17 protein-coding genes are annotated in these 22,817 nt (G+C 66.3%); 10 read left to right on the forward strand and 7 right to left on the reverse strand.

Features of this window, described 5'->3' with window-relative positions:
• Window positions 1-12: 12 nt before the first annotated feature.
• Window positions 13-1,992: a dipeptide ABC transporter ATP-binding protein gene (locus ACE3OV_RS16870; RefSeq protein ID WP_374328654.1), complete on the forward strand. Its 1,980-nt coding sequence runs from the start codon at window positions 13-15 to the stop codon at window positions 1,990-1,992.
• 46 nt (window positions 1,993-2,038) lie between these two features.
• Here the strand turns inward: ACE3OV_RS16870 and ACE3OV_RS16875 are convergent, their stop codons facing one another.
• On the reverse strand, window positions 2,039-3,379 hold the full coding sequence (locus ACE3OV_RS16875) for a transglycosylase SLT domain-containing protein (protein ID WP_374328656.1): 1,341 nt from the start codon (window positions 3,377-3,379) through the stop codon (window positions 2,039-2,041).
• 264 nt (window positions 3,380-3,643) lie between these two features.
• On the opposite strand from ACE3OV_RS16875, the gene ACE3OV_RS16880 reads away from it, so the two are divergent.
• The 3 genes from ACE3OV_RS16880 (at window position 3,644) to ACE3OV_RS16890 (ending at window position 10,310) form a co-directional block, all read left to right on the forward strand.
• Window positions 3,644-6,880, forward strand: a complete 3,237-nt coding sequence (locus ACE3OV_RS16880; protein ID WP_374328657.1) for a response regulator — start codon at window positions 3,644-3,646, stop codon at window positions 6,878-6,880.
• Window positions 6,877-9,483, forward strand: coding sequence for an EAL domain-containing protein (locus ACE3OV_RS16885; protein ID WP_374328658.1), 2,607 nt, complete (start codon window positions 6,877-6,879; stop codon window positions 9,481-9,483). Before ACE3OV_RS16880 ends, ACE3OV_RS16885 begins: the two co-directional genes overlap by 4 nt.
• 272 nt (window positions 9,484-9,755) lie before the next feature.
• Window positions 9,756-10,310 carry a phasin family protein gene (locus ACE3OV_RS16890; protein ID WP_374328660.1) on the forward strand — a complete coding sequence of 185 codons (555 nt, stop codon included), beginning with the start codon at window positions 9,756-9,758 and terminating at the stop codon, window positions 10,308-10,310.
• Window positions 10,311-10,415: 105 nt separating this feature from the next.
• On the opposite strand, the gene ACE3OV_RS16895 is transcribed toward ACE3OV_RS16890, so the two are convergent.
• Window positions 10,416-11,348 carry a LysR family transcriptional regulator gene (locus ACE3OV_RS16895; RefSeq protein ID WP_374328661.1) on the reverse strand — a complete coding sequence of 311 codons (933 nt, stop codon included), beginning with the start codon at window positions 11,346-11,348 and terminating at the stop codon, window positions 10,416-10,418.
• Between the two features lie 87 nt (window positions 11,349-11,435).
• Between ACE3OV_RS16895 and ACE3OV_RS16900 the strand changes: the two genes are divergently transcribed.
• From ACE3OV_RS16900 to ACE3OV_RS16915, 4 genes are all read left to right on the forward strand, one after another.
• Entirely contained in the window at window positions 11,436-12,326 is an 891-nt protein-coding gene (locus tag ACE3OV_RS16900) for a DMT family transporter (protein WP_374328662.1), read from the forward strand.
• 120 nt (window positions 12,327-12,446) lie between these two features.
• Window positions 12,447-12,911 carry a DUF2975 domain-containing protein gene (locus tag ACE3OV_RS16905; protein WP_374328663.1) on the forward strand — a complete coding sequence of 155 codons (465 nt, stop codon included), beginning with the start codon at window positions 12,447-12,449 and terminating at the stop codon, window positions 12,909-12,911.
• Between the two features lie 17 nt (window positions 12,912-12,928).
• Window positions 12,929-13,174: a helix-turn-helix domain-containing protein gene (locus ACE3OV_RS16910; RefSeq protein WP_374328664.1), complete on the forward strand. Its 246-nt coding sequence runs from the start codon at window positions 12,929-12,931 to the stop codon at window positions 13,172-13,174.
• Window positions 13,175-13,422: 248 nt separating this feature from the next.
• Window positions 13,423-13,743, forward strand: a complete 321-nt coding sequence (locus tag ACE3OV_RS16915; RefSeq protein WP_374328665.1) for a hypothetical protein — start codon at window positions 13,423-13,425, stop codon at window positions 13,741-13,743.
• Here ACE3OV_RS16915 and ACE3OV_RS16920 read toward each other — a convergent pair.
• Window positions 13,730-13,930 (reverse strand): hypothetical protein, encoded by a 201-nt coding sequence (locus ACE3OV_RS16920; protein ID WP_374328666.1) that lies wholly within the window; start codon window positions 13,928-13,930, stop codon window positions 13,730-13,732. The two genes, ACE3OV_RS16915 and ACE3OV_RS16920, sit on opposite strands and share 14 nt — an antisense overlap.
• Before the next feature lie 204 nt (window positions 13,931-14,134).
• On the opposite strand from ACE3OV_RS16920, the gene ACE3OV_RS16925 reads away from it, so the two are divergent.
• Complete coding sequence (locus tag ACE3OV_RS16925; protein WP_374328667.1) at window positions 14,135-14,332, forward strand: type II toxin-antitoxin system VapB family antitoxin; 198 nt, start codon at window positions 14,135-14,137, stop codon at window positions 14,330-14,332.
• Window positions 14,329-14,700: a type II toxin-antitoxin system VapC family toxin gene (locus ACE3OV_RS16930; protein ID WP_374328668.1), complete on the forward strand. Its 372-nt coding sequence runs from the start codon at window positions 14,329-14,331 to the stop codon at window positions 14,698-14,700. The genes ACE3OV_RS16925 and ACE3OV_RS16930 overlap by 4 nt, the downstream gene beginning before the upstream one ends.
• 82 nt (window positions 14,701-14,782) lie before the next feature.
• Here the strand turns inward: ACE3OV_RS16930 and ACE3OV_RS16935 are convergent, their stop codons facing one another.
• The 4 genes from ACE3OV_RS16935 to ACE3OV_RS16950 all read right to left on the reverse strand — a co-directional run bounded on the left by ACE3OV_RS16935 (window position 14,783) and on the right by ACE3OV_RS16950 (window position 22,816).
• The gene (locus ACE3OV_RS16935) at window positions 14,783-15,976 is read right to left on the reverse strand and encodes a hypothetical protein (RefSeq protein ID WP_374328669.1); all 1,194 of its coding nucleotides are present in this window, start codon (window positions 15,974-15,976) and stop codon (window positions 14,783-14,785) included.
• A gap of 4 nt (window positions 15,977-15,980) precedes the next feature.
• The gene (locus ACE3OV_RS16940; RefSeq protein ID WP_374328670.1) at window positions 15,981-19,499 is read right to left on the reverse strand and encodes an AAA family ATPase; all 3,519 of its coding nucleotides are present in this window, start codon (window positions 19,497-19,499) and stop codon (window positions 15,981-15,983) included.
• Window positions 19,496-20,716, reverse strand: a complete 1,221-nt coding sequence (sbcD, locus tag ACE3OV_RS16945) for an exonuclease subunit SbcD (RefSeq protein WP_374328671.1) — start codon at window positions 20,714-20,716, stop codon at window positions 19,496-19,498. The genes ACE3OV_RS16940 and sbcD overlap by 4 nt, the downstream gene beginning before the upstream one ends.
• A gap of 72 nt (window positions 20,717-20,788) precedes the next feature.
• Window positions 20,789-22,816, reverse strand: a complete 2,028-nt coding sequence (locus tag ACE3OV_RS16950) for a response regulator (RefSeq protein WP_374328672.1) — start codon at window positions 22,814-22,816, stop codon at window positions 20,789-20,791.
• Window position 22,817: the final 1 nt, after the last annotated feature.

The following is a 22,817-nucleotide window of genomic DNA, read 5'->3' on the forward strand; positions in this document are numbered from 1 at the left end:
CCGATTCCCGCCATGGCCGATACCCCCTTGCTCACCGTGACCGACCTGCGCCTCGGCTTCCTGGCCGGCGAGCGGCTGCTCTACGCGGTCGACGGCATTTCCTTTGCCATCGCCCGCGGCGAGACCTTCGCCCTGCTCGGCGAATCGGGTTGCGGCAAGTCGGCGACCGCGCAGGGCATCCTGCGCCTGCTGCCGACGGCCGGGCGGATCGCCGGCGGCTCGGTGCGCTTCGCCGGCAGCGAACTGCTCGCCTTGCCGGAAGCCGAGATGCGCGCCTATCGCGGCGGGCGCATGGCGATGATCTTCCAGGAGCCGGCGACCAGCCTCAACCCGGTGCTCACCGTCGGCCGTCAAATCGGCGAGGTGCTCGAACGCCACCGCGGCCTGGCCGGTGCGGCGGCGCGCCAGCGCATGCTGGAACTGCTGCGCCAGGTCGGCATCGCCGATCCCGAGCGGCGCCTCGACGAATATCCCTTCCAGCTCTCGGGCGGCATGAAGCAGCGGGTGATGATCGCCATCGCGCTGGCTGGCGAGCCGGAACTGCTGATTGCCGACGAGCCGACGACGGCGCTCGACGTCACCGTGCAGGCGCAGATCCTCGACCTGCTGGCCGGCCTGCAGGCGGCGCGCGGCATGGGCATGCTGCTGATCACCCACGACCTCGGCGTGGTTGCCCGCATGGCGCAGCGGATCGGCGTCATGTACGCCGGCGAGTTGGTCGAAGTGGCGAGCCGCGCGGACTTCTTCACGACGCCGCGCCATCCCTACACCCAGGCGTTGTTCGCGGCGCTGCCGGAAGTGTCGCGGCGCGGCACGGCGCTGACCACGATCCCCGGCCAGGTGCCGGCGCTGGCGGCGATGCCGGCTGGCTGCCGTTTCGCCGGGCGTTGTCCGCAAGTCATGCCGGTCTGCCGCGAGCAGTCGCCGGACTGGCGCGAAGCGGCGCCCGGGCACGCCGTGCGCTGCCACTGGCAGGGCAGTGCGGCGCTGGCCGATCCCGTCCCGGAGGCGGAGGCGGGGGCGACGAAGTCCGCCGCGCCCCTGCTCGAAGTGGCCGACCTGAAGGTGCATTTCCCGATCCGCAAGGGCATCCTGCAGCGCGTCGTCGGCCACGTTCGCGCCGTAGACGGCGTCTCGCTGGCCATCGAAGCCGGCCGCACGCTGGCGCTGGTCGGCGAATCCGGCTGCGGCAAGACGACGGTGGGCAAGGCGCTGCTGCAACTGATCGCGCCGAGTGTCGGCAGCGTCACCCTGGCCGGCCGCCAGCTGGTCGGTGCCGACCGCCGCGCGCTGCGCGCCGCCCGCCGGCAGGCGCAGATGATCTTCCAGGACCCCTTCGCCTCGCTTAATCCGCGCCTGCGCATCGGCGAGATCATCGCCGAGGGGATCGCCGCGCTCGGCGTCGCCGGCGATCCGGCGGCGCTGGTGGCGGTGCTGTTGCAGCAGGTAGGTCTGCCGGCCGACGCGGCGCAGCGTTTCCCACACGAATTCTCCGGCGGCCAGCGCCAGCGCATCGCCATCGCCCGCGCCCTGGCGGTGCAGCCGCAACTGCTGGTCTGCGACGAGCCAACGTCGGCGCTCGACGTCTCGGTGCAGGCGCAGATCCTCAACCTGCTGAAAACCTTGCAGGCGGAGCTGGGCGTCGCCTACCTGTTCATCACCCACAATTTCGCCGTCGTCGAATACCTGGCGCACGACATCGCGGTGATGTACCTCGGTCGCATCGTCGAACAGGGCAGGGCGGAAGAAGTGCTGGGTCAGCCGCGCCATCCGTATACGCAGGCGCTGCTTTCGGCGGTGCCGGTGCCGCGCCTCGACGGCGTCGGGCAGCGCATCGCGCTGGCCGGGGAAACGCCGTCGCCGGCCAAGCCGCCGGCCGGCTGCCATTTCCACCCGCGCTGTCCGCGGGCGAGCGAGGTCTGTCGTCAGCGTTATCCGGAAAGCGTCGCCGTCTCGGCGACGCATACGGTGGCCTGCGTGCTCACCGGTTGAGCGAGCAGGGCGCCAGGCGCCGTCGGCTGCAGGCCGGGAAAGCGCCTTAGCGCTTCTTCTTGCCGCCGCGCGCTTTTGCCTTGCCGCCAGACTTGCTGCTGCGCGCCTTGCTTGCCCGGGAATTGCCGGCCTTGGCCTTGCCCGCCGACGATTTCTTGTTCTTGGCGCTGCCAGCCTTGCCCTTCTTTCCCTTCTTTCCCTTGGCCCGGGGTTCCGGGGCGATGATGGCCGGTGATGACTGCATGCCGAGCAGGCGCTGCAGTCCTTCCTGGCTGCCGTTGCCGGGAACCAGCAGCTTCGAGCCGGCGGCCAGGCGGACATTGCCGGGCAGACCGTTGGCCTGGATCAGCTCGCGACTGCTGACGCCGAGCTGGCTGGCGATGTCGTTGATCCGCTGCGGCGACTTCACCGCGTAGGCCTGCCACTGCGTCAATGGCGCCTGGTTGTTGGCGAGATTGGCGTTGAAGATGGCGATACGGTCGGCGGGCAGGATCAGCGGCGTGTGCGCCTTGATGATCGGCCGGTTGTGCGAGGGATTGAGGTGGCGGAATTCCTCGACGCTCATGTTGGCCAGGCGGGCCGCCGTCTTGACGTCCATCGGCCGCGGCGCGGCGGCGGTGGCCAGGTAGGGTTCGTTGGCAATCAGCGGCAGGTTGAGGCGGGCGAAGGTTTCCGGATTGCCGATGATGTTCTTCAGCGCCTGCAGCTTCGGCACGTAGTGCCGGGTTTCCTTGGGCATGCGCAGGTTCGGGTAGTCGGTCGGCAGGCCGCTCGCGGCGTTGCGTTCGACCGCCCGTTTGACCGCGCCTTCGCCCCAGTTGTACGAGGCGAGCGCCAGATGCCAGTCGCCGTGCATGTCGTAAATGGTCTGCAGGTAGTCGAGGGCGGCGTTGGTCGAGGCGAAGACGTCGCGCCGCTCGTCCTGCCACCAGTTCTGCTCCAGGTTGAAGCGGCGGCCGGTGGCCGGGATGAACTGCCACAGCCCGGAAGCGGCGGCCGGCGAATGCGCCATCGGGTTGAACGAGCTTTCGACCATCGGCAGCAGTGCCAGTTCGGTCGGCATGCCGCGCTCTTCGAGCGCTTCGACGATATGGTGCAGGTAGGGACGGCTGCGTTCGATCATCTGCCGCAGCATGCCGGGGCGCGCCATGTACCACTGCTGGTAATGGAGGACCAGATCGTCGTTGAGATCGGTCATCGCGAAACCGTTGCGCACGCGCTCCCAGAGGTCGGTCGAGCGCAGCGTCAGGTCGATGGTCAGCGGCAGCTCGTGTTGCGGACCGATTTCCATGATGTTGAGCCCTTCGCCCAGGGTCGGGAAGGACGACGGGATCGAGGTCTGCAAACGCGGGTGGACGTCGAGGTCAGCGCTCGCGACAAACGGCATGACGAACGCGGCTATTCCCGCGCACACGCCGCAGAGGCGGCGGAGCAAGGACGGGAAGCGGGATTGGGACATTGACCGGTACTCCATGCGCGAACGGGATCGGCAAAGGGCGCAATTATAACTGAGGTCAGAGTCAGGGTTTTTTCCGGAATCGTAAATTGGCGACCCGCGGCTTGCTGACAGGAAATTGCATGTCATGCGCGATCGCCGTGCTTGCCCGCAAATCGCTGACCCTGCGTCGCAAATGGAGTTAGACTTCTTGCCATGAAGCGGCGACTGATTTTTCTTGCATGGCTCACGGTGTTGCTGTTGCCACTGTCCGGTTGCGACGGGGTAGACAGCACAGCGCAGGGGCGCGTCGTGCGCGTCGGCCTGTACGAGAATTCGCCGAAAATCTTTAGCACCCCGCAGGGCAAGGCCGGCGGGCTGTTCGGCGAGCTGCTCGAGCCGATCGCCCGCGCCGAAAAATGGCAGCTGCAGTACGTCCGCTGCGACTGGGTCAAATGCCTCGAAGCCCTGCAGCAGGGCGAGATCGACCTGATGCCCGATGTCGCCTTTTCGGTCGAGCGGGCGAGGATCTTTTCCTTCCACAAATTCTCGGTGGCGAGCAGCTGGTCGCAAATCTATGCTCACCCCAAACGCAACATCCAGACGCTGCCCGACCTCGCCGGGATGCGCGTCGCCGTGCTCGACGGCGGCATCCAGGCCGCTTTCATCGCGCAGTTGCTCGATAACGGCGGGATTGACTACCAGCTGGTCCAGGTCAAGTCGCTTGACGAAGGCTATCGCCTGGTTAGCGCCGGCGAGGCCGATGCGGTGGTCACCAACAGTTTCTTCGCCGCCCGTAACGGGCAGAATTACAACCTGATCGAGACGCCGATCGTCTTTCTGCCGTCGACGCTGTACTTCGCGACTGCCAAGGGGCAGAACGGCGACCTGCTGGACGCCATCGACAAGCATCTGGTGGATTGGCGGCGCGATGCCGGCTCGCTCTATTTCGACGCGCTGCACCGGGCGATGGCGATGCCGCCGGAAGTCCTGGCGCCGCACTGGCTGTTGTGGTCGCTCGGGCTGGGCGGCAGTGCGCTGTTGCTGTTGCTGGCGGCGAGTTTCCTGCTGCGCCGGCAGGTGGCCTTGCGCACCCGCGAACTGGAGGCGGAACGCGCCAACCTGGAGCAGCAGGTGAGCCAGCGCACCGCCCAGTACGTCGCCGCCAAGGAGGAAGCCGAGCGCCTGACGCGGGTGAAAAGCGAGTTCCTGGCCAACATGAGCCACGAAATCCGCACGCCGATGAACGCCGTCCTCGGCATGCTCTACCTGGCGCTGAAAAACGGCGAACTGCCGCCGAGCGTGCGCAACCAGCTGGGCAAGGCGCAGGGGGCGGCGCATTCGCTGCTCGGCATCATCAACGACACCCTCGACTTCTCGAAGATCGAGGCCGGCAAGCTTGAAATGGAAGCGATCGAATTCGGCCTCGATACCGTGCTCGAACGGCTGGCCGATGCGATCGGCTTTCAGGCCGAACACAAGGGCATCGAGTTCCTGATCCGTTACGACCCCGGCATTCCGTCGCGGCTGATCGGCGATCCGCTGCGCCTGGGGCAGATCCTGCTCAACCTGTGCGGCAACTCCGTCAAGTTCACCGAGCAGGGCGAGGTCGAGCTGGCCTTCCACTGTGTCAGCGCCAACGACGACGAGGTCACGCTGCAGGTCTGCGTGCGCGATTCCGGCATCGGCATGACGCCCGACGTCCAGCAGCGGCTGTTCGAGAAATTCACCCAGGCCGACCAGACCACCACCCGCCGCTTCGGCGGCACCGGCCTGGGGCTGGCGATCAGCAAGAATCTGGTCGAAATGATGAACGGCCGGATCTGGGTCGAGGATACGCAGCCCGGCGTCGGCACGACGATCTGTTTCACCGTCCGTCTGCCGATCGCCCAGGCTGCGCAGGCGCACCAGCGGGCCTTGGTCGAGCAGGCCGGGCCGCTGCTGCAGGGCATCCGCGTGCTGGTCGTCGATGACAGCGAAGCCTCGCGCGAGATCATGGCCGAGATGCTGCGTTTCTTCCGGCTCGACGTCAGCACCGCCGCCAGCGGCGCGGCGGCATTGGCCGCCCTGCGTGCGGCGAGCAGCGCGCCCTACGACCTGGTGCTGATGGACTGGCACATGCCGGGCATGAATGGCGACGAAGCGACGCAGCGCATCCACAGCGAGCTCGCGCTGCCGCGCCAGCCGAAAATCCTGATGGTCACCGCCTACGGGCGCGAGGATGTGTTCAAGCGCTCGGAGCAGGCCGGCGTAGACGCCTTCCTGATCAAGCCGGTGTCACCGTCGACGCTGCTCGACACGATCCTGACCGTGCTCGGCCGCGGCCGGATCTTCGGCACCGATGGTCAGCCGCACGAGGACGGTCGCAGCCCGGGCGCTCCCAATCTGGCGACCAGCGGCCAGCTGGCGGGGGCTCACCTGCTGCTGGTTGAGGACAACGAAATCAACCGCGAATTCGCCACCGAGCTGTTGCGTGGCGAAGGCATCGTCGTCGATGAGGCGGAAAACGGCGCGGTCGCCGTCAGCAAGGTCAGGCAGCAGGATTACGATGCGGTCCTGATGGACATCCAGATGCCGGTGATGGACGGCCTGGAAGCGGCGCGCCAGATTCGGGCGCTGCCGGACGAGAAATACGCCCGCCTGCCGATCATCGCCATGACTGCGCTGGCCATGGCGCAGGACGCCGAACAAAGCCAGGCGGCGGGGATGAACGATCACGTCACCAAACCGATTGCGCCCGACCGGCTGATGGCGGTCCTCGGTAAATGGATCGACCGTTCCCTCAGCCGTCCGGCCGCCAGCCCGGCAGCGGTGGTGGAAGCCGCCCTGGCGGTGGACGATCTACCGGCCGACCTGCTGGCCCAGACCGCTTTCAATGCCCGTGAAGGGGTACGCCGGATCGGCGGCAAGGTGGCCTCGTATCGCAAGCAGTTGCGGCGTTTCCGCGAAAATTACGCCGACGCGGTGAGCATTCTGCGGCAACGCCTGGCCGACGACGGGACGGTCGCCGCCGAGGCGCATTGCCATGCGCTCAAGGGTGTTACCGGCAACCTCGGGGCGCACGCGCTTTACGACCGTTTCACTGCCATCGACGATCTGCTCAAGCGCGGCGTGACGCCCGCCGCGGAACAGCTCGACGAAGTGGAGATGCTGCTGCAGCAGGCGATGCAGGCCATCGATTCGCTGGCTGCGCCGGCCGCGCCGGCGGTGGCGCCGACGGCTGCGCCGCTGCCGCCCGAGGTCTTGCGCAGCCTGCTCGATCGCCTGGCCAATGCGCTGGAGTACGACCTCGGTGCCGCCGAGCCGCTGCTCAACGAACTGCGTGCCGGGGTGGCGGGGACGCCGTTGGCGCCGGCGGTCGCTGCGGTCGCCGCCCGCGTCGATGTGTTCGATATCGACAACGCGGTTGCCCAGTTGAAGAAAATCGCCCGCGACGAGAGTTTGCCGTCATGACCCCAGTTCCCAGTGAAACGAGTGTCCTGCGCCCGCGCATCCTGATCGTCGACGATGTGCCGGAAAACCTGCACGCGCTGATGGCCATCCTGCGCGACAACTATGCGATCGTTGCCGCCACCAACGGCGAAAAGGCGCTGGAGCTGGCGCAGATGCAGCCGCAGCCTGAGCTCATCCTGCTCGACATCAAGATGCCCGGCATGGACGGCTATTCGGTGCTCTCCGCGCTGAAGATCAATCCCGTTACCACCGAAATTCCGGTGATCTTCGTCACCGCGCTCGCCGAGGCGGCCGACGAGGCGGGTGGCTTCTCGCTCGGGGTGGCCGACTACATCACCAAGCCGGTCAATGCCGATCTGCTCAAGGCGCGCGTGCGCAACCAGCTGGAGCTGAGGCGCTACCGCCAGCATCCGGTGCTGTTCGACATCGCCGCCCATGCAGACCCGACGCATCCGCCGACCCTGCTCGTCGTCGACGACGTTCCGGAGAACATCCACGAACTGCTCGAAGCGCTCAAGGGCGAGTACACGATCATGGTCGCATGCAGCGGCGCCAAGGCGCTCGACGTCATGCAGGGCAGCGTGCTGCCCGACCTGATCCTGCTCGACATCGTGATGCCGGAAATTGACGGCTACGAAACCTGCCGGCGCATCAAGGCCTTGCCGCAAGGTAACCGGATCCCGGTGATCTTCGTTACGGTGATCGACGCCACCGAGGAGAAGGTCAGGGGCTTCGATCTCGGTGCCGCCGACTACATCACCAAGCCCTTCGACATCGACGAGGTGCGGGCGCGCATTCGCACCCACCTCGAACTGGCGCGCCTGCGCCGCTTCCTGGAAGATCTGGTGGCCCAGCGCACGGCGCTGCTCCAGGTCAGCGAGGAGAAGTACCGCACCCTGGCCTACCGTGATCCGCTGACCGGCTTTGCCAACCGCGTCCTGTTCGCCGAGATGCTGCAGCATGCAATCCTGCATGCAGCCAATAACCAGAGCCAGTTTGCGCTGCTCAGCATCGATCTCGACAATTTCGCGATGATCAACGAAAGCCTCGGCCACAGCCTGGGCGACCTGTTGCTGGTCGAAGTCGGCCAGCGCCTGCAGAACCTGCTGCCGGAACGCGATGCCATCGCCCGCACGGCCGGCGACGAATTCAGCATCATCCTCGACTGCGGCAGCGAAGCGCCGGCGATTGACCTGCAGGCGCAGCGGATGATCGATGCCCTGGCCGCGTCCTTCGCGCTCAAGGGGCAGGAGGTCTACGTTGGCGCCAGCATCGGCATTGCCGTTTTTCCGGGCGATGGCAGTACCGCTGAAACCTTGCAGAGCAACGCCGATGTCGCGCTCCATCAGGCGAAGATCCAGGGACGCGGTGGCTTGCGTTTTTTCTCGCCGGAAATGGGACAACACGCCAAGCAAAGGCTGAAGCTCGAGGCAGAACTGCGGCAGGCGCTGGCCAACAACGAATTGCGTGTGTATTACCAGCCGCAGGTCGATCTGATCAGCGGCGAAATCATCGGCCTCGAAGCACTGGTCCGCTGGCAGCATCCCGAGCGCGGCCTGGTGTCGCCGGCGGAGTTCATTCCGCTTGCCGAAGAAAGCGGGCTGGTGGTGCCGCTGGGCGATTGCGTGCTGCGCGAAACCTGCCGGCAGATCAAGCAATGGACAGACAGCGGGCTGGCGTCGCGCCAGGTCGCGGTCAATGTTTCGGCGGTCCAGCTCAGTCGCGGCCGGCTCGTCGAATCGGTCCGCGAGGTTCTGGCGGAAACCGGCATTCCTCCGCAGCAGCTAGAGCTCGAAATCACCGAGAGTTTCGTGATGGCCGACCGCGACCAGTCGTTCAAGGTGCTGGAAGAATTGAAGGCGCTCAACATTCGCCTGTCGATCGACGATTTCGGTACCGGCTATTCCTCGCTCGGCTATCTGCAGCGTCTGGAAGTGGACAAGCTGAAGGTCGATATTTCCTTCGTCCGCGACATGACCACTAACCTCGGCAACGCGTCGATCGTCAAGGCGGTCATCGCCCTCGGTCATAGCCTCGGCCTCGAAGTCGTCGCGGAAGGCGTCGAGGAGAACGGGCAGGCGCGCTACCTGCGCTCGCTGCGCTGCGACGTCATGCAGGGCTATCTGATCAGCCGGCCGTTGCCGGCGGAGGAGATGACCCGTTTCCTGCAGGACTACGAGCCGGCAAAAATCCCCGCCGACAATGAGGGGCTGTCCACGCTGTTACTGGTCGATGACGAGCCGGGCATCCTCAGTTCACTGTCCCGCTTGCTGCGCCGGGAGAACTACCGCATCCTGACTGCGACGACCAGTGAGGAGGCGCTGCTGAAACTGGCCGAGCATCAGGTCGGTGTCATCATCATCGATCAGCGGATGCCCGGCATGAGTGGTACCGAACTGCTCGCCCGCGCCCGGGCCATGCATCCGAAGACGGTACGCATGGTGCTCTCCGGCTACACCGCGCTGGACAGCCTGACCGAGGCGATCAATCGCGGCGAGATCTACAAGTTCCTGACCAAGCCCTGGGATGATGCGGAGATGATTCATACCGTCCGCGACGCCTTCCGGCATTACAGCGAATCGATCGATCCGGCCACGCGCTGAGGCGAGTTTCGCCCGGCGTCGGCGGTTTGCCGCGGCGCCGTCGCACGCCAGGTTGTCATCCCGCTGACTTATCCCTGCAACGCGCTTTGGTTAGTTTTTGTTCACTGCCAAGGCCTTTTTTCAGTCCGTATGTTGCACTGCACAAAAAGCGCTTGACTCCTGTTCGTCGATGTATAGAATTGAATCATGCTGCGGCGCACCATGTTGATGGTGTGGATCAAGCAAGTTAGATTCCAATCCCGATTCGCCCCCAACCATCCTGGAGATTCATCATGATCAAACCCGAAGAGTTCGCCAAGTCCGGCTTCAATTTCGCCCTGTTCTTTGCCAACACCGCTTTCGACGGCATCGAGCGTCTGGCTGTCCTCAACCTGGCTGCCTCGCGTTCGGCTTTCGAAGCCTTCGTCAGCAACGTCAACACGCTGCTCGGCGTCAAGGATTTCAAGTCCTTCGTCGAAGTCCAGAAGGATCTGGCTGCGCCGACGCTGGAAAAGGGTATCGAGTACTCGCGTAACGTGATCGCCATCGCCACCGACGCCAAGGAAAAGATCGCCAAGCAGGTCGAAACCCACGTCGCCGACACCAGCGCCAAGGTTTCCGGCATCGTCGAAAAGGCCCTGGAATCCGCTCCGGCCGGTTCCGAAGTTGCCGTCGCCGCGGTCAAGACCGCGATGAAGTCGGCCAACGAAGCGATGGACGGCCTGAACAAGGTTGCCAAGCAAGCCGCTGAAGTTGCCGAAGCTTCGGTTGCCGCCGCCACCGAAGCGACCATCAAGGCCGCCAACGTTGCCGCCCCGAAGGCTGCCGCGCCCAAGAAGGTTGCCTGATTGGCTACCCGCTGACGCCATGCCGGGCGCAAGCCCGGGGGGCAGTCGCCAAGGAACCCCGCTGGAAACAGCGGGGTTTTTTTCTGCCGCTGCCCAAGAAGCCGATCAAGCGGGCGCCTCGCCGCGCCCCAGGCGATCGGCGATGTGCAGCAGGAAATCGACCACCACGCGCACCCGTGGCGCCCGGTAGCGGTCGGCGGTATACACCAGCCAGCTGCTCCCCTGGTAGCGGCCGAGTAACTGCCACTCGGGCAGCACGCGGACCAGCGTGCCGTCGGCGACCTGGCGGCGGACGCTGAAGTCGGGCAGGCAGGCGATGCCCAGCCCGGCCTCGGCGGCTTCGCGGCGCATCTCGCTGTGGTTGCTGGCGTAACGGCCGCGCACGTTGACCACCTGGCGGCGGTCGCCGTTGACCAGGCACCACTCGTCGTCGCCCGGCAGTTCGGCCAGGTGCAGGCAACTGTGCTGCGCCAGGTCGGCCGGCTGCTGCGGCGTGCCGGCGGTGGCCAGGTAGGCCGGCGTCGCGTAGAGCAGGGTGCGCACTTCCATGAACGGCCGCGCGACGTAGCCGGGCGGCGGATCGCCCAGGCGCAGGGCGATGTCCACGCCCTCGGCGATCAGGTCGACGACCTGGTCGGTGACCTGCAGTTCGAGCGCCAGTTGCGGGTGCGCCGCCAGCAGTTCCGGCAGGCGCGGGTGGATCAGCTGGCGCAGCGCCGCCTTCGGCGCCGACAGGCGGACCCGCCCCTCGACCCGGCTGGCGTGGCCGGCTGCCCCGTCGCAGGCGGCGCGGGCGGCGTCGAGCATGACCCGGGCGTGGCGCACGACCTCCTGGCCGCCGGCGCTCAGGCGCAGCCGGCGCGTGCTGCGTTCGAGTAGAGTCAGGCCGAGCGCCGCCTCGAGCCGGGCGATTTGCCGGCTGACCGCCGACGGCGTCGCGCCTTGCAGGCGGGCGGCGGCGCTGAACGAACCGGTTTCGACGACATTGACCAGCACGGCCAGGTCGGGCAAGAGCGGTAGGAGTTCATTTGTTCTCATGAGGCAAAGATAATTTGCTTTGACGGTGGATTATCGCTGAAATCGCCAGCTTTCATACTGGCGGCCAGACCTGATGAGGACCGCACCATGCTTTTCCGCCGCCTGCCCCCCGAACCGCTCCTGCTGCTCATCGCCGCCATCTGGGGCAGCAGCTACAGCGTCGTCAAGACGGCGCTGCTGCATTACCCGGTGGCCGGCGTGATCGCCATCCGCTTCCTGCTCACCGCGCTGCTGCTCGGTCGCTACTGGCTGGCGCTGCCGGCGGCGCAACGGCGCGACACCTTCCTCGTCGCGCTGCCGACCAGCCTCGGCCTGCTCGCCATCTTCCTCGCCGAAACCGCCGGCGTCGCGCAGACCAGCGCCGGCAACGCGGCTTTTCTGGTCAACCTCTGCCTGTTGCTGACGCCGCCGGTCGAGTGGGCGTGGTTCGGCAAGCGCCCCGGCGCCCGCCTGTGGCTGGCCGGCGCGCTGTCGCTGCTCGGCACCGCGCTGCTCACTGGCATCGGCCGCGGCAGCCTCAACCCGGGCGACCTGCTGATGCTGCTGGCGGCGCTGATTCGCGCCTTCCAGACCTGCCTGACCACGCGCCTGACCGCCGGCCGCGCCATCGACAGCATGGGCCTGACCGCAGCCCAGGGCCTGCTCGTCGGCGCTGGCGCACTGGCTATCGCCCCGTGCTTCGCCGCCGGCCTGCCGGCGCTACCGAGCAGCCGCGAATTCTGGGGCGCCATTGCCTGGCTGACGCTGGCCTGCACGCTGTTCGCCTTCTGGGCGATGAACCGCGCGCTCGCCGCCGGCAGCCCGAGCAAGGTCGCCCTGCTGCTCGGCAGTGAACCGCTGTGGGGCGCGCTCTTCGCCGTCCTCTGGCTGGGCGAATCGCTGGCCGGCGCCGCCTGGCTAGGTGGCCTGATGATCGCCGGCGCGGCGCTGTGGCTGGTGTGGCCGACAGCGCGGCGGACGGCGCAGCCAGCAGGATAGGATGGGCGATGCTCTATTGTCGGCCGGTCTTGTCTTACTGCGACCCCTTTCCCGGCCACGTCCAATCTTCCCGAACTCGCTCGCCGTCTGGCCTCGGGGGGGCTGCTGGCAATCGTCCTGTTGCCCCTGTCGGTCGCCCTCTACTGGACGTTGAGCGACGCCGGGACGCTGGCGGTGCGGGCCAATCTGGCGCCCAGCGCCGTGCACGGAGAACTGCAGACCTGGCAGCGCCTGCTCGGCGGTTTGTTGATGGAGGTGCCGCTGGGCCTGTTGCTGGTCGGCGTCTGGCAGGCGCGCAAGTGTTTCCTGCTGCTCGGTAGCGGCCGGGTATTCACTGTTGAGTCAATCGGCTATCTGCGCAGTTTTGCCGCCTGGTCGGTGGCTTCGGCGATTGCCAGGATTTTCTGCGACGCGGCCGCGTCGGTGGTGGTGACGCTGGCGAACCTGCCCGGGCAGCGCATGCTGGCGCTCGGGCTGGGCTCGGATCAGTTTTTCCTGTTGTTCTTCGCCGCGCTGGTATGGCTGATGGCCGGTGTCATCGGCGAGGGGCTGGCGCTGGCCGACGAAAACGCGTCGTTTGTCTGATCGCGCCAGGAAAGCTCATGCCCATCGTTGTCCGTATTGACGTCATGCTCGCCAAACGCAAGGCCAGGTCGAAGGATCTTGCCGAGTACGTGGGTATTACCGAAGCCAATATTTCCCTGCTCAAGCAGGGGAAGGTCAAGGGGGTCCGCTTCGAGACCCTGGAAAGAATCTGCGAATTCCTCGCTTGCCAGCCCGGCGACTTGCTCGTTCATGTGCCGGCGGAAGCTGGGACTGAGACAGCGGGGGATGCGGGCGGCGGCTGACGGGAGTTGTCGTGAGGTTCCGGCTGTTTCCGGCACTGGCGCTGTCGTCGTTGCTGCATCTGGCGGTGGCGATTGCTGTCCGTCCCCCGCCAGTGCCCCGGGCTGCGCCGGTCGTGGTCTTGGTGGCGCGCTTGTTGCCGGCAGCGCCGGTCGTCCGGGTCGCACCGCCGCCGCCGCCGGTCGAACCGAAACGCGCAGCTCGGTAGCCTGCAGTCGGACGCGCGCCGAGCGAGCCGCTGGCCGAACCTGTGAACCGCGTCGTTGTGACTCCTTCCCGCACGGTTTCCCGCGATGCCATTCTCGCCGCGGCGCGGGAAATCGCGCGGAGCGAAGCGCCGCTCGATGGCCACGGCGCATCGCGACAGGCGGCGCCGATCGCTGATCGCCCCCTGCTGCCCGGCTTGGCAAAGGCGCTTGAAAACAAGGGTGCTGGGACGAGCATTTCCCAGTACAGCAATGGCATGGTCAAGGTCGAAAGCGCGGACGGAAGCACCTACTGCCTGCAGCCCCCGCCGGCGATCCCGCAGCTTGGTGTGCATCAGGTCCGTGTGGCGGTCACCTGTCCGTGAAGGTTGCGGCGGGGTGGCCGAATGTCCCCGTGCCGGATTGTCGCGTCGCTGTCACGACAATCCGGAACCAGGCAGGGTTACCGGCCAGGTGGCGCCGCGAATAGCCGATCCCTCCGCCCTTTTCAACCCGAATCTGTGCCGCAATCCGCTCCTTCATGCCGTCGACGTGGCTGATGGCGCCGATCATCTTGCCGCTGGCGTCGAGCGTGCCGAAGCCTTCGTCGAGGAAGAGCGAGTCGATGCTGGTCTTGTGGCTGACCAGGAAGCTTTCGCCGCCGGACAGTGCGGCTTAAGTTAGCACCATGTGATCCGGGCTCCTTTTATTCATTCAAGCATGGAATTTGTCATCATGTGATGCTATGGTTGAAGCGTTCGATAAAAGGAGAACTCCATGCGCACGACGCTCGCCCTTGATGATGATTTGCTTGCCAAGGCCCAGGCTTTGACGGGTTTTTCGGAAAAAACTGCCTTGATCCGCGAAGCCCTGCGCGCGCTGATCCAGCGCGAAAGCGCCAAGCGCCTGGCTCTGCTCGGTGGTTCCGAGCCGCAACTCGACGCCGTACCAAGGCGCCAGACGGAGCAGAGATGATCCTGGTCGATACCTCGATCTGGATTGACCATTTACGTCAGCGCGACGAGCGCCTGAGCAAGCTGCTCAATCAGGGGCGGGTGCTGGCCCATCCTTTTGTAATCGGCGAACTGGCCTTGGGGAGTCTGCAGAACCGCGTGGTGATCCTCGGCGCGCTACAGGATTTGCCGCAAGCCCCGGTCGCCACGGAAGGCGAGGTCCTGAGCTTCATCCAGAAAAATGCCCTCTACGGTATGGGCATCGGCTACATCGACGCACACTTGCTGGCTGCGGTACGTCTCGCCCCGGGCACCGCGTTGTGGACGCGTGATAAACGGCTGCTGGCTGCCGCTACGAGCTTGGGCTTGGTGGAAATTGTGGTGCATTGAGGGAATGAGGTTCCCTCGGTGGGAGATTTTGGGGCTGTTTAGATAAAAAGCGGTTGCCCGGTTGCCTGTCATCCAGGACGTTTCATCCAGCGCGCTGACACGCCGGCCGAATGGCCCGGTTTTTTGGATTGGTCAACGATATTTCGCCGCGATACAAGGCTTTCTGCAGCACCCATGCGACGTAGTTCATCGATGCATCCCCATGCGCAGAATGGTTGGAAGAAGGCTCCGAAATTTCGATTCCCCGTTCGGTGGCACGCAGGTGAATGGTGCCCCATCCCTGCATTTCGATGCTTCGTTCGGCAGGCGACAGATCGATTGAGCGAGAGGCGTCGGGAACGCCCGCAAAAATTGCTTCGCAAAAAGCGGGCAGATGTGTCGTGTCCGCGCTCGGCACGAATCGGGTCTGGTTATGGAAACGCTTGTCCGGCGGGACGTCCTTCAGGCTGTCCGAGGCGCGCAGGCCGTTGTTTTCCGTGTTCCACTCAAAATAATCCGCGAAACGTCCGGCGATCTCATCCCGGGCGTCTGCTTTGCCGGCTGCCGGGCCTTCCAGCACGTACACCTCGGGCACAAGCGGGTTCGACAGGGTCGAAAGTACCAGAATGAGCAATCTGTTTTCCGTGCCCAACAAGTCGGAATAGCCGATTCGCGCGATGCGTTGGCCATCCGGAGAGCGTGAGGCCAGCCTCAGATAATTCGTGCCGACCGGGTGGGACAGTTCCAGATGACGAAAGGGCGAGGTTTCGAGCCAGACGTCATCATCGACGACCACAAAGGCCTGTTTCCGCAAATCCCAATCGTCATCGCGGCCGAAGCGGCCATCGTTGCGCTCTTGCAATCGATTGCTGTAGTTGATGGCGATTCGCCTGCGCTCGATCTGTTGGTCCTTCTCGGTGAATAACCACAGCTCGCCGTCACTGTTTCCGGATGATCCGCCGTATTGCAACAGGATTGCCGGAGGTGCATCAGATACCACATAGGCGTGAGCGAAGCGGCCCCGACGGCTCTTTTCGGAACACAGGCTCTCGCCACCCCAACCAGCGGGCGTGCAAAAGTCGATCGGCTTCCCCTGAAAGCGGACGATGCTGTTCCAGTAATAGTCATCAGGCCGCGCGTTGTTTTCCCCCGACTGGAAGTGGATTTTCCACCGACCAATTTCAAATGATCCGACCCGCAGCCATTCTTCCGGTACAACGACTTCCTTCTGGCAAGCTGCCAACTGAGCAGCCAGCAGTAACGTGAGCAAGATCTTCAGGTCGTTCCTTTGTCTCATGCGTTCATATCCTTAGCTGCGAATACCCGATCCCGCCGCCCTTCTCGACGCGGATCTGCGCCGGGATGCGCTCCTTCATCCCGTCGACGTGGCTGATCACGCCGATCATCTTGCCGCTGGCGTTGAGCGTGTCGAGGGCGTTCAGCGCGATTTCCAGGGTGTCGGCGTCGAGTGTGCCGAAGCCTTCGTCGAGGAAGAGCGAGTCGATGCTGGTCTTGTGGCTGACCAGGTCGGAGAGGGCGAGCGCCAGCGCCAGGCTGACCAGGAAGCTTTCGCCGCCGGATAGGGTGCGGGTGTCGCGGGCGACTTCGCCCTGCCAGCTATCGACGATGTCGAGTTCGAGTTCGCCGGTGCTTTTGCGGCGCAGCAGGTAGCGGCCGTGCAGGCGGGCCAGGTGGCCGTTGGCGAGGTGCAGCAGGTGGTCGAGGGTGAGGCCCTGGGCGAACTTGCGGAACTTGTCGCCCTTGGCCGAACCGATCAGGCCGTCGAGGCGCTGCCAGAGGTCGGCATCGGCGGTTTGCGCGGCGATTTCCTGGAACAGCGCCTGCTGGCTCTGCAGCGCCTCCTGGTCGCGGGCGAGCAGGGCGCGCCGGGCGCCGAGCTGTTCGCTGAGTTCGCGGCGCTGCTGGTCGAGTTGGGCGAGGGTGGCGTCGAGGTCGGCGAGCGGTGGTAACGGCGTGGCTGGGTCACTTATCGGGTGGGCGAGCGTCTGGTCGTTGCTCGTTGCGGCAACCGGCGCGGGCGGCGCGGCTTGCAGGCGGGCGAGCTTTTCGCGCGCCGCCTGGAGTAGCGCGTCGGCCTGCTGTTTGGCGGCTTGCCGGGTTTCCCGGGCTTGTTGCAGGCGCTGGCGTTCCTCCGCCGGCAGCAACGCGGCGGCGTAGGCCTCTAGCTCGCTGAACGGGCTGGCGGCGAGCGCCGTTTGCCAGGCGTTGGTGGCGTCAGCGAGGGTTTGCTGCTGCCGGGCGAGGTTGGCGTCGAGTTGCGCCTGCCGGCCCTGCAGTGCGGCGAGTTGCTGGCCGAGTTCGGCGAGTTGCGCGGCGCAGCGGGCGAGGGCGGCGGCGGGGTCGGCTTCGGTGGCAATGAATTCGGCGGTTGTTGCCGCAGGCGATGCCGTTTCAGCGGTCTTTTCCCCAAGCTCGGCGCGCCGTTGTGCCGCTTGTTCAGCCCAGATCGTGGCCTGGGTTTGCGCCGCGGCGGCGCGTTCCTGCTGCTGGACGAGTTGGGTGGCGAGTTCCTGGCGGCGGCGCTGGGTCTGTTGCCAGTGCTGCCATTCGGCGTCGCGCCCGGCCAGCCAGGCGGCCGGGTCGGCGGGGATGTCGGCCAGCGTTGCCTTGAGCCGGGCGTCAAGTGCGGACTGTTCGGCGGCGATGCCCTGGCTGGCTTTGGCGATTTCCGCCTGGCGCAGCGCTGCGGTTTGCCCGGCCTGGGTCAGCAGTTGCAGTTGGTTGCCGGCGGCGAGCAGGGCCTGGGCGGCGTCGGCGGCGGTCTTGGCGGTGGCGTTGAGCGCCTGTTCGCCGCGTTCGGCGGCTTGCAGGCGGGCGGCGAGCGCGTTCAGCGACTGCTCGGCCAGATTGCGGGCGGCGGCGAGAGTTGGTTCCTCCTGCCAGGCGTCGACCGGCAGCGTGCCGGCCGGTAGCGCGGCGAGCTGGGCTTGCCAGTCTTCGGCGAGGCGGTCGAGGTCGCGGGCGGTCTTCGCCTGCAGTTCCTGCAGCGCGGCGTGCGCGGTCTTCGCCTTGGTCTGCTCGTCGCGCAGTTGCTGGCCTTTTTCGACCAACTCGGCGAGCGACTTCTGCGCCGCCAGCAGCGCGGCCTCGGTGGCCGAGACGTCGAGCGCGGCGTAGTCGGCGATTGCCGGGTGCTCGTGTGCGCCGCACAGCGGGCAGGGCTGGCCCGGCTGCAACTGGCGGCGGTGGTCGGCGAGGCTGCGGATCAGGCGTTCCTGTTCGAGCAGCTTCTGCTTGTCGGCGACCTGGGCGCTCAGCACCTTGTGCTGCTCGCGCAGCGCGACCAGCCTGCTTTCCCGAGCGGCGATCTGCGGTTCGCCCTGCTGCAGTTGCTGCGCCTGCGCGCCCTGCTGGGCGGCGAGCTCGCGGCGCTGGCGGGCGAGGGCGTCGAGCTGCTGCCAGCGGTTGCCGGCGGCCTGTTCGCGCTGCCAGTGGGCGCGCAGTTCGGCCAATGTTTGCCCAGCGAGGCGTTGGTTCTGTTCGGCGCGGCTGGTCTCGAGCGCGGCGTCGGCGGCGGTTTTTGCCTTTTGCGCGGCGTCGACCGTCAATTGCTGGGTGGCGCGTTGACCTTCGTTGGCGGTCTGCTCGGCGGCGAGTTTCTGTTGCGCCTGCCGCTGGGCGGCGAGTTCGCGGGCGAGCCGGGCGCGCTGCTCGAACTGCTGGCGCCAGGCGCCAAGGCGTTCGCCGAGCAAGGCGCGCTGTGGGTGGGTGGCGCAGAAGTCGTCGATCTCCTTGGCGTCGCGCCGGCTTTGCTGCAGGGCCTGTTGCGCCTGGGCGGCGACGGCGGCGGCGTGGCTGGCGGCGGCGTCGTGGCCGGCGAGTTGGGCGGCCTGCAGGCGGCTGCGTTCGCCGAGCAGTGCCTGCTGTTCGGCGGCGGTCTGGCGGGCGGCGGCGTCGGCCTGCTGCCATTGTTGATGCAGTGGGCGCAGTGCTTCGGCCGGTTCGCTGTCGCTCAGGCGTTTGAGTTCGGGCGCGGCGGCGGCCAGCGCGGCGTCGGCGGTTTGCTGGCGGGTGAGCGCGGCGGCAACTTCCTGTTCGGCCTGGGCCAGGTCGAGGCGCCACTGGCGCTGCGCCTGCGTCTGTGCGTGCCGGCGCTGGAGGTCGGCGAGCTGGTTTTCCAGGCGGGCGCTTTCCATCTGCATCGCGGCGCGCTGCTCGTCGCTCATCAGTTCCATGCCGTCGGCGCGGGCCTTGAGCTGGGCCAGTTTGTCCCTGGCCTCGCGCGCCTGTTCGAAGACCTTGCGCGAGATTTCGCCGTAGATTTCGCTGCCGGTCAGTTCTTCGAGCAGTTCGGCGCGCTCGTTGGCGCTGGCGTTCAAAAAGGCCGCGAAGCCACCCTGGGCGAGCAGCATCGACTTGGTGAAGCGCGGGAAATCGAGGCCGGTGATTTCGGCGATGCGCTTCAGCTTGTCGTTGGTCTGGGTGCTGAGGATGCTGCCGTCGCCGGCGGCTAACTCGACCTTGGGCGCCTGCAGCGCGCCGTCGGCCTTGTCGCGGGCGCGGCGCTGGCTCCAGAAGGCGCGGTACACGGCGCCCTTGACCTCGAATTCGACCTCGGCCAGGCAGTCGGCGGTGTGCCGCGTCATGATGTCGTTGTCGGCGGCCGAGATCGTCTTCAGGCGCGGCGTCTGGTGGTAGAGCGCGAGGCAGATGGCGTCGAGCAGCGTCGACTTGCCGGCGCCGGTCGGCCCGGTGATCGCGAACAGCGCGTTGTCGGTGAACGGCGGCCGGGTGAAATCGATGGTCCATTCGCCTTTCAGCGAATTGAGGTTCTTCAGGCGCAGAGTCAGGATCTTCATGCTTCCTCCCCATGCAGGCTGGCGACGACGCTGCGATAGCGCTCGCAAAGCGCCTGCTGCAGTTCGGCGTCGAGTTCCTCCTGCTGCAGGCGGCGGGCGAAGACTTCGTGCGGGTCGAGTTCGTCCAGCGTCTCGCTGGCGGCGGCTGCCAGCCGGGCGGCGGCGTTGCCGCGCTGGCGGCGGATGCGCAGGACTTCGACCGGCCAGCCTTCGGTCATCTTCTCGATGCGCGCTGGCAGGTCGGCGAGGTAGTCGTCCTCGGCGACGGTGACTTCCAGCCAGGCCGGGCGCTCCGGCGTGCCCTGCGCGGCGGCGGTACCGATCTGCGCCGGCAGGTCGGCGAGCTTGCCGGCAATCGCCACCAGCCCCTGAAAGCGCGGCACCGGCAGCGGCGTCACCGCCTGCAGACCGTCGGCGCCAAGGTCGACCAGGAGCATTTCCTTCTGCTGCTTCGCTTCGTCGAAGCCGAGTGGCAACGGCGAGCCGCAATAGCGGATGTGTTCCAGCCCGCCGACCTTCTGCGGCCGGTGGATGTGGCCCAGCGCGATGTAGTCGGCCGGCGGGAAGGCGGCGGTGGGGAAGGCTTCGAGCGCGCCGACGTAGATCTCGCGCACCGATTCGCTGGCGCTGGCGCCGACCGTGGTCAGGTGGCCGGTGGCGACGAGGGGCAGGGTAACGCCGAGTTCGGCCATCTTGGCCCGGGCGGCGGTGTCGACCTTGACATAGTGCTGCTGGATCGCCTGCTGCAGCGACAACTGCTTGTCCTCGGCGCTCTGCCCGGCCTGGCTGTGCAGCACGTCGCGCGGGCGGACGAAGGGGACGGCGGCGACGATGCAGCCCGGCGCGCCGTCGCGCTGCGTCAGGACGACCACCTGCGTCGCCGGATCGGCATGCGTCGCGGCGATCACCGTCGTCCCGAGGCGCGCCAGCAGTTCGCGGCTCTCGCTTAGCGTCGCCGGCGAATCGTGGTTGCCGCCGAGCAGCAGCAGCGCGACGCTCGCCTCGTTCAGGCGGACGACCAGCTGGCTGTACAGCTCGCGGGCGTAGGAGGGCGGCGTGCCGGTGTCGAAGATGTCGCCGGCGATCAGCACGGCATCGACCCTGTGTTCCGCCACCTGTTCGAGCAGCCAGCCGATCAGCGCCAGGTGCTCGGCCTGCCGGCTCTTGCCCATGAAATGCTGGCCGAGGTGCCAGTCGGAGGTGTGGAGGAGGCGCATGCGGGCTGGCCGGAGAAAAAGGAAGGCATTTTAGCCTTGCCGTCGGCCGGGCGGATGCCTGTGCCGCTGGCGCTAAGTGCGCCGGGCGGTGCGCGGCAGCCAGGTCAGCAGTTTGTAATAAAGCTCGTCGGGATCGACCGGCTTGGCCAGGAAATCGTCCATGCCGGCGTCGAGGCAGTGCTGTCGGTCCTCGGCAAAGACATTGGCGGTCATCGCGATGATCGGCACGGCCTGCTGGCGCGGGTCCTGGCGGAGCCGGCGGGTCGCTGTCAGGCCGTCGACGTTGGGCATCTGCATGTCCATCAGGATCAGCCCGTAGTCGTTTTCTGCCGCCAGTTGCAGGGCCTGGGCGCCGTCCTCGGCCTGGTCGATGCGCAGGCCGACATCGTCCAGCATGATCTGGGCGACTTCCCGGTTGATCGGGTCGTCCTCGACGAGCAGGATGCGGGTGCCGGCGTAAGTCGAGCGCAGGAGTGCCTCGTTGTCGATGCCGTTGGCCGGCTGAGCGGTTGGCGTTTGGCGCTGGTCCTTGAGCAGGCGGGCGGTGAACCAGAAAGTGCTGCCCTGTTCCGGTATGCTGCTGACGCCGACTTCGCCGCCCATCAGTTCGGCGATGCTGCGGGTGATCGAGAGCCCGAGCCCGGTGCCACCGTACTTGCGGGTGATGCTGTTGTCCGCCTGTTCGAAACTGGAAAACAGGCGTGGCAGGGCGGACGGCGGGATGCCGTGGCCGGTGTCGCTGACTTCGAAGCGCACCAGGACATGATCGGTGGCATCCTCAAGCAGGCTGGCGCGCAGGGTGACGCTGCCGTGGTCGGTGAATTTGACCGCGTTGTTGGCATAGTTGAGCAGGGCCTGGCGCAGGCGGGTCGGATCGCCAAGCAGGTTGTCGGGCACGGGGTGGATTTCGGTGAGCAGGCTCAGCCCCTTGAGATGGGCGCGCTCGGCGATCATGGTGGCGACGCTGCTGAAGATTTCGTTGAGTTTGAGCGGTGCCGTTTCCAGCGTGAACTTGCCGGCTTCGATCTTTGACAGATCGAGGATGGCGTTGATGATTTCCAGCAGGTGTTTGCTGGCGGCGTCGATTTTCTCCAGGCGATCCTGCTGCTCTGCCGTCACGCCCGAGCGCATCACCAGATGCACCATGCCGGTGATGGCGTTGAGCGGGGTGCGGATTTCGTGGCTCATGCTGGCCAGGAAGGCGCTTTTCGCCTGGTTGGCGGCTTCGGCGGCTTCCTTGGCAACGCTCAGTTCGTGCGCCCGCTTCTTCTCCGTGATGTCGTTGACGATCCAGATGCTGCTTTCCTGTGGCGAAGCCGGATTCAGCGAATGGCCGGTGATTTCGGCCCAGAAAGTGCTGCCGTCGGCTTTCACCAGGTTCAGTGTGTGGCTGAAGTTCTCACCGTGCGCCAGTTGCGGGTAGGCTTCTTCGCCCAGTGTCCGGAAGGCGGCTTCGGTGGGATAGAGCTGACGGGTGCGCAGGCCGAGCATGCTCCCCGGCGGATAGCCGAAGATTTCCTCGAAGCGCCGGTTGCAACTGACGATCTGGCGGTCGTGCAGGAGCACGATACCGACCATCGCGTTGTCGAGCAGCGCGGCCTTTTCCGCCAGCACTTCGGCCAGCATCTGCGCGTTGCGCTGGCGTTCGGTGATGTCGCGGCCGACCAGGACGCCGTAATTGCGCTCGCCGAGCAGCGCCAGTCGATACGAGATTTCGAGCCAGACGGCGCCCTGGATCGAGGTGAAGGCGATGACCTGGGAATAGGCCGGCGATTCGCCGTCACTACCGGTGTTTTCCATCTCGCGGTGCAGCACGGCAAGGACGTTTTCGGCATCGGTCAGGCCCAGCGACAGGAAAGGCAGGCCGACCAGGGTATCGACCGGCCGGCCGAGCAACTGGCCGAGCGCGGCATTGGCGTCGGCGACGCTGTCCTCCGGCAGGGCGATCAGGATGACGAAATCCGAAGTGTGGTCGAGCAGCGTCCGGAAGCGTTCCAGGTGCTCAAGATTCTGCCTGAGCTGCGGGTAGTAGCTTTTGCGGAAAGAACGCCCGCTCAAGCCGACGATCATGTCCTTGAGTCTGGCTTCGTCGTCGTTCATG

Origin of the sequence: Azonexus sp. (assembly GCF_041909095.1) — a bacterium.
Taxonomy (GTDB): Bacteria; Pseudomonadota; Gammaproteobacteria; order Burkholderiales; family Rhodocyclaceae; genus Azonexus.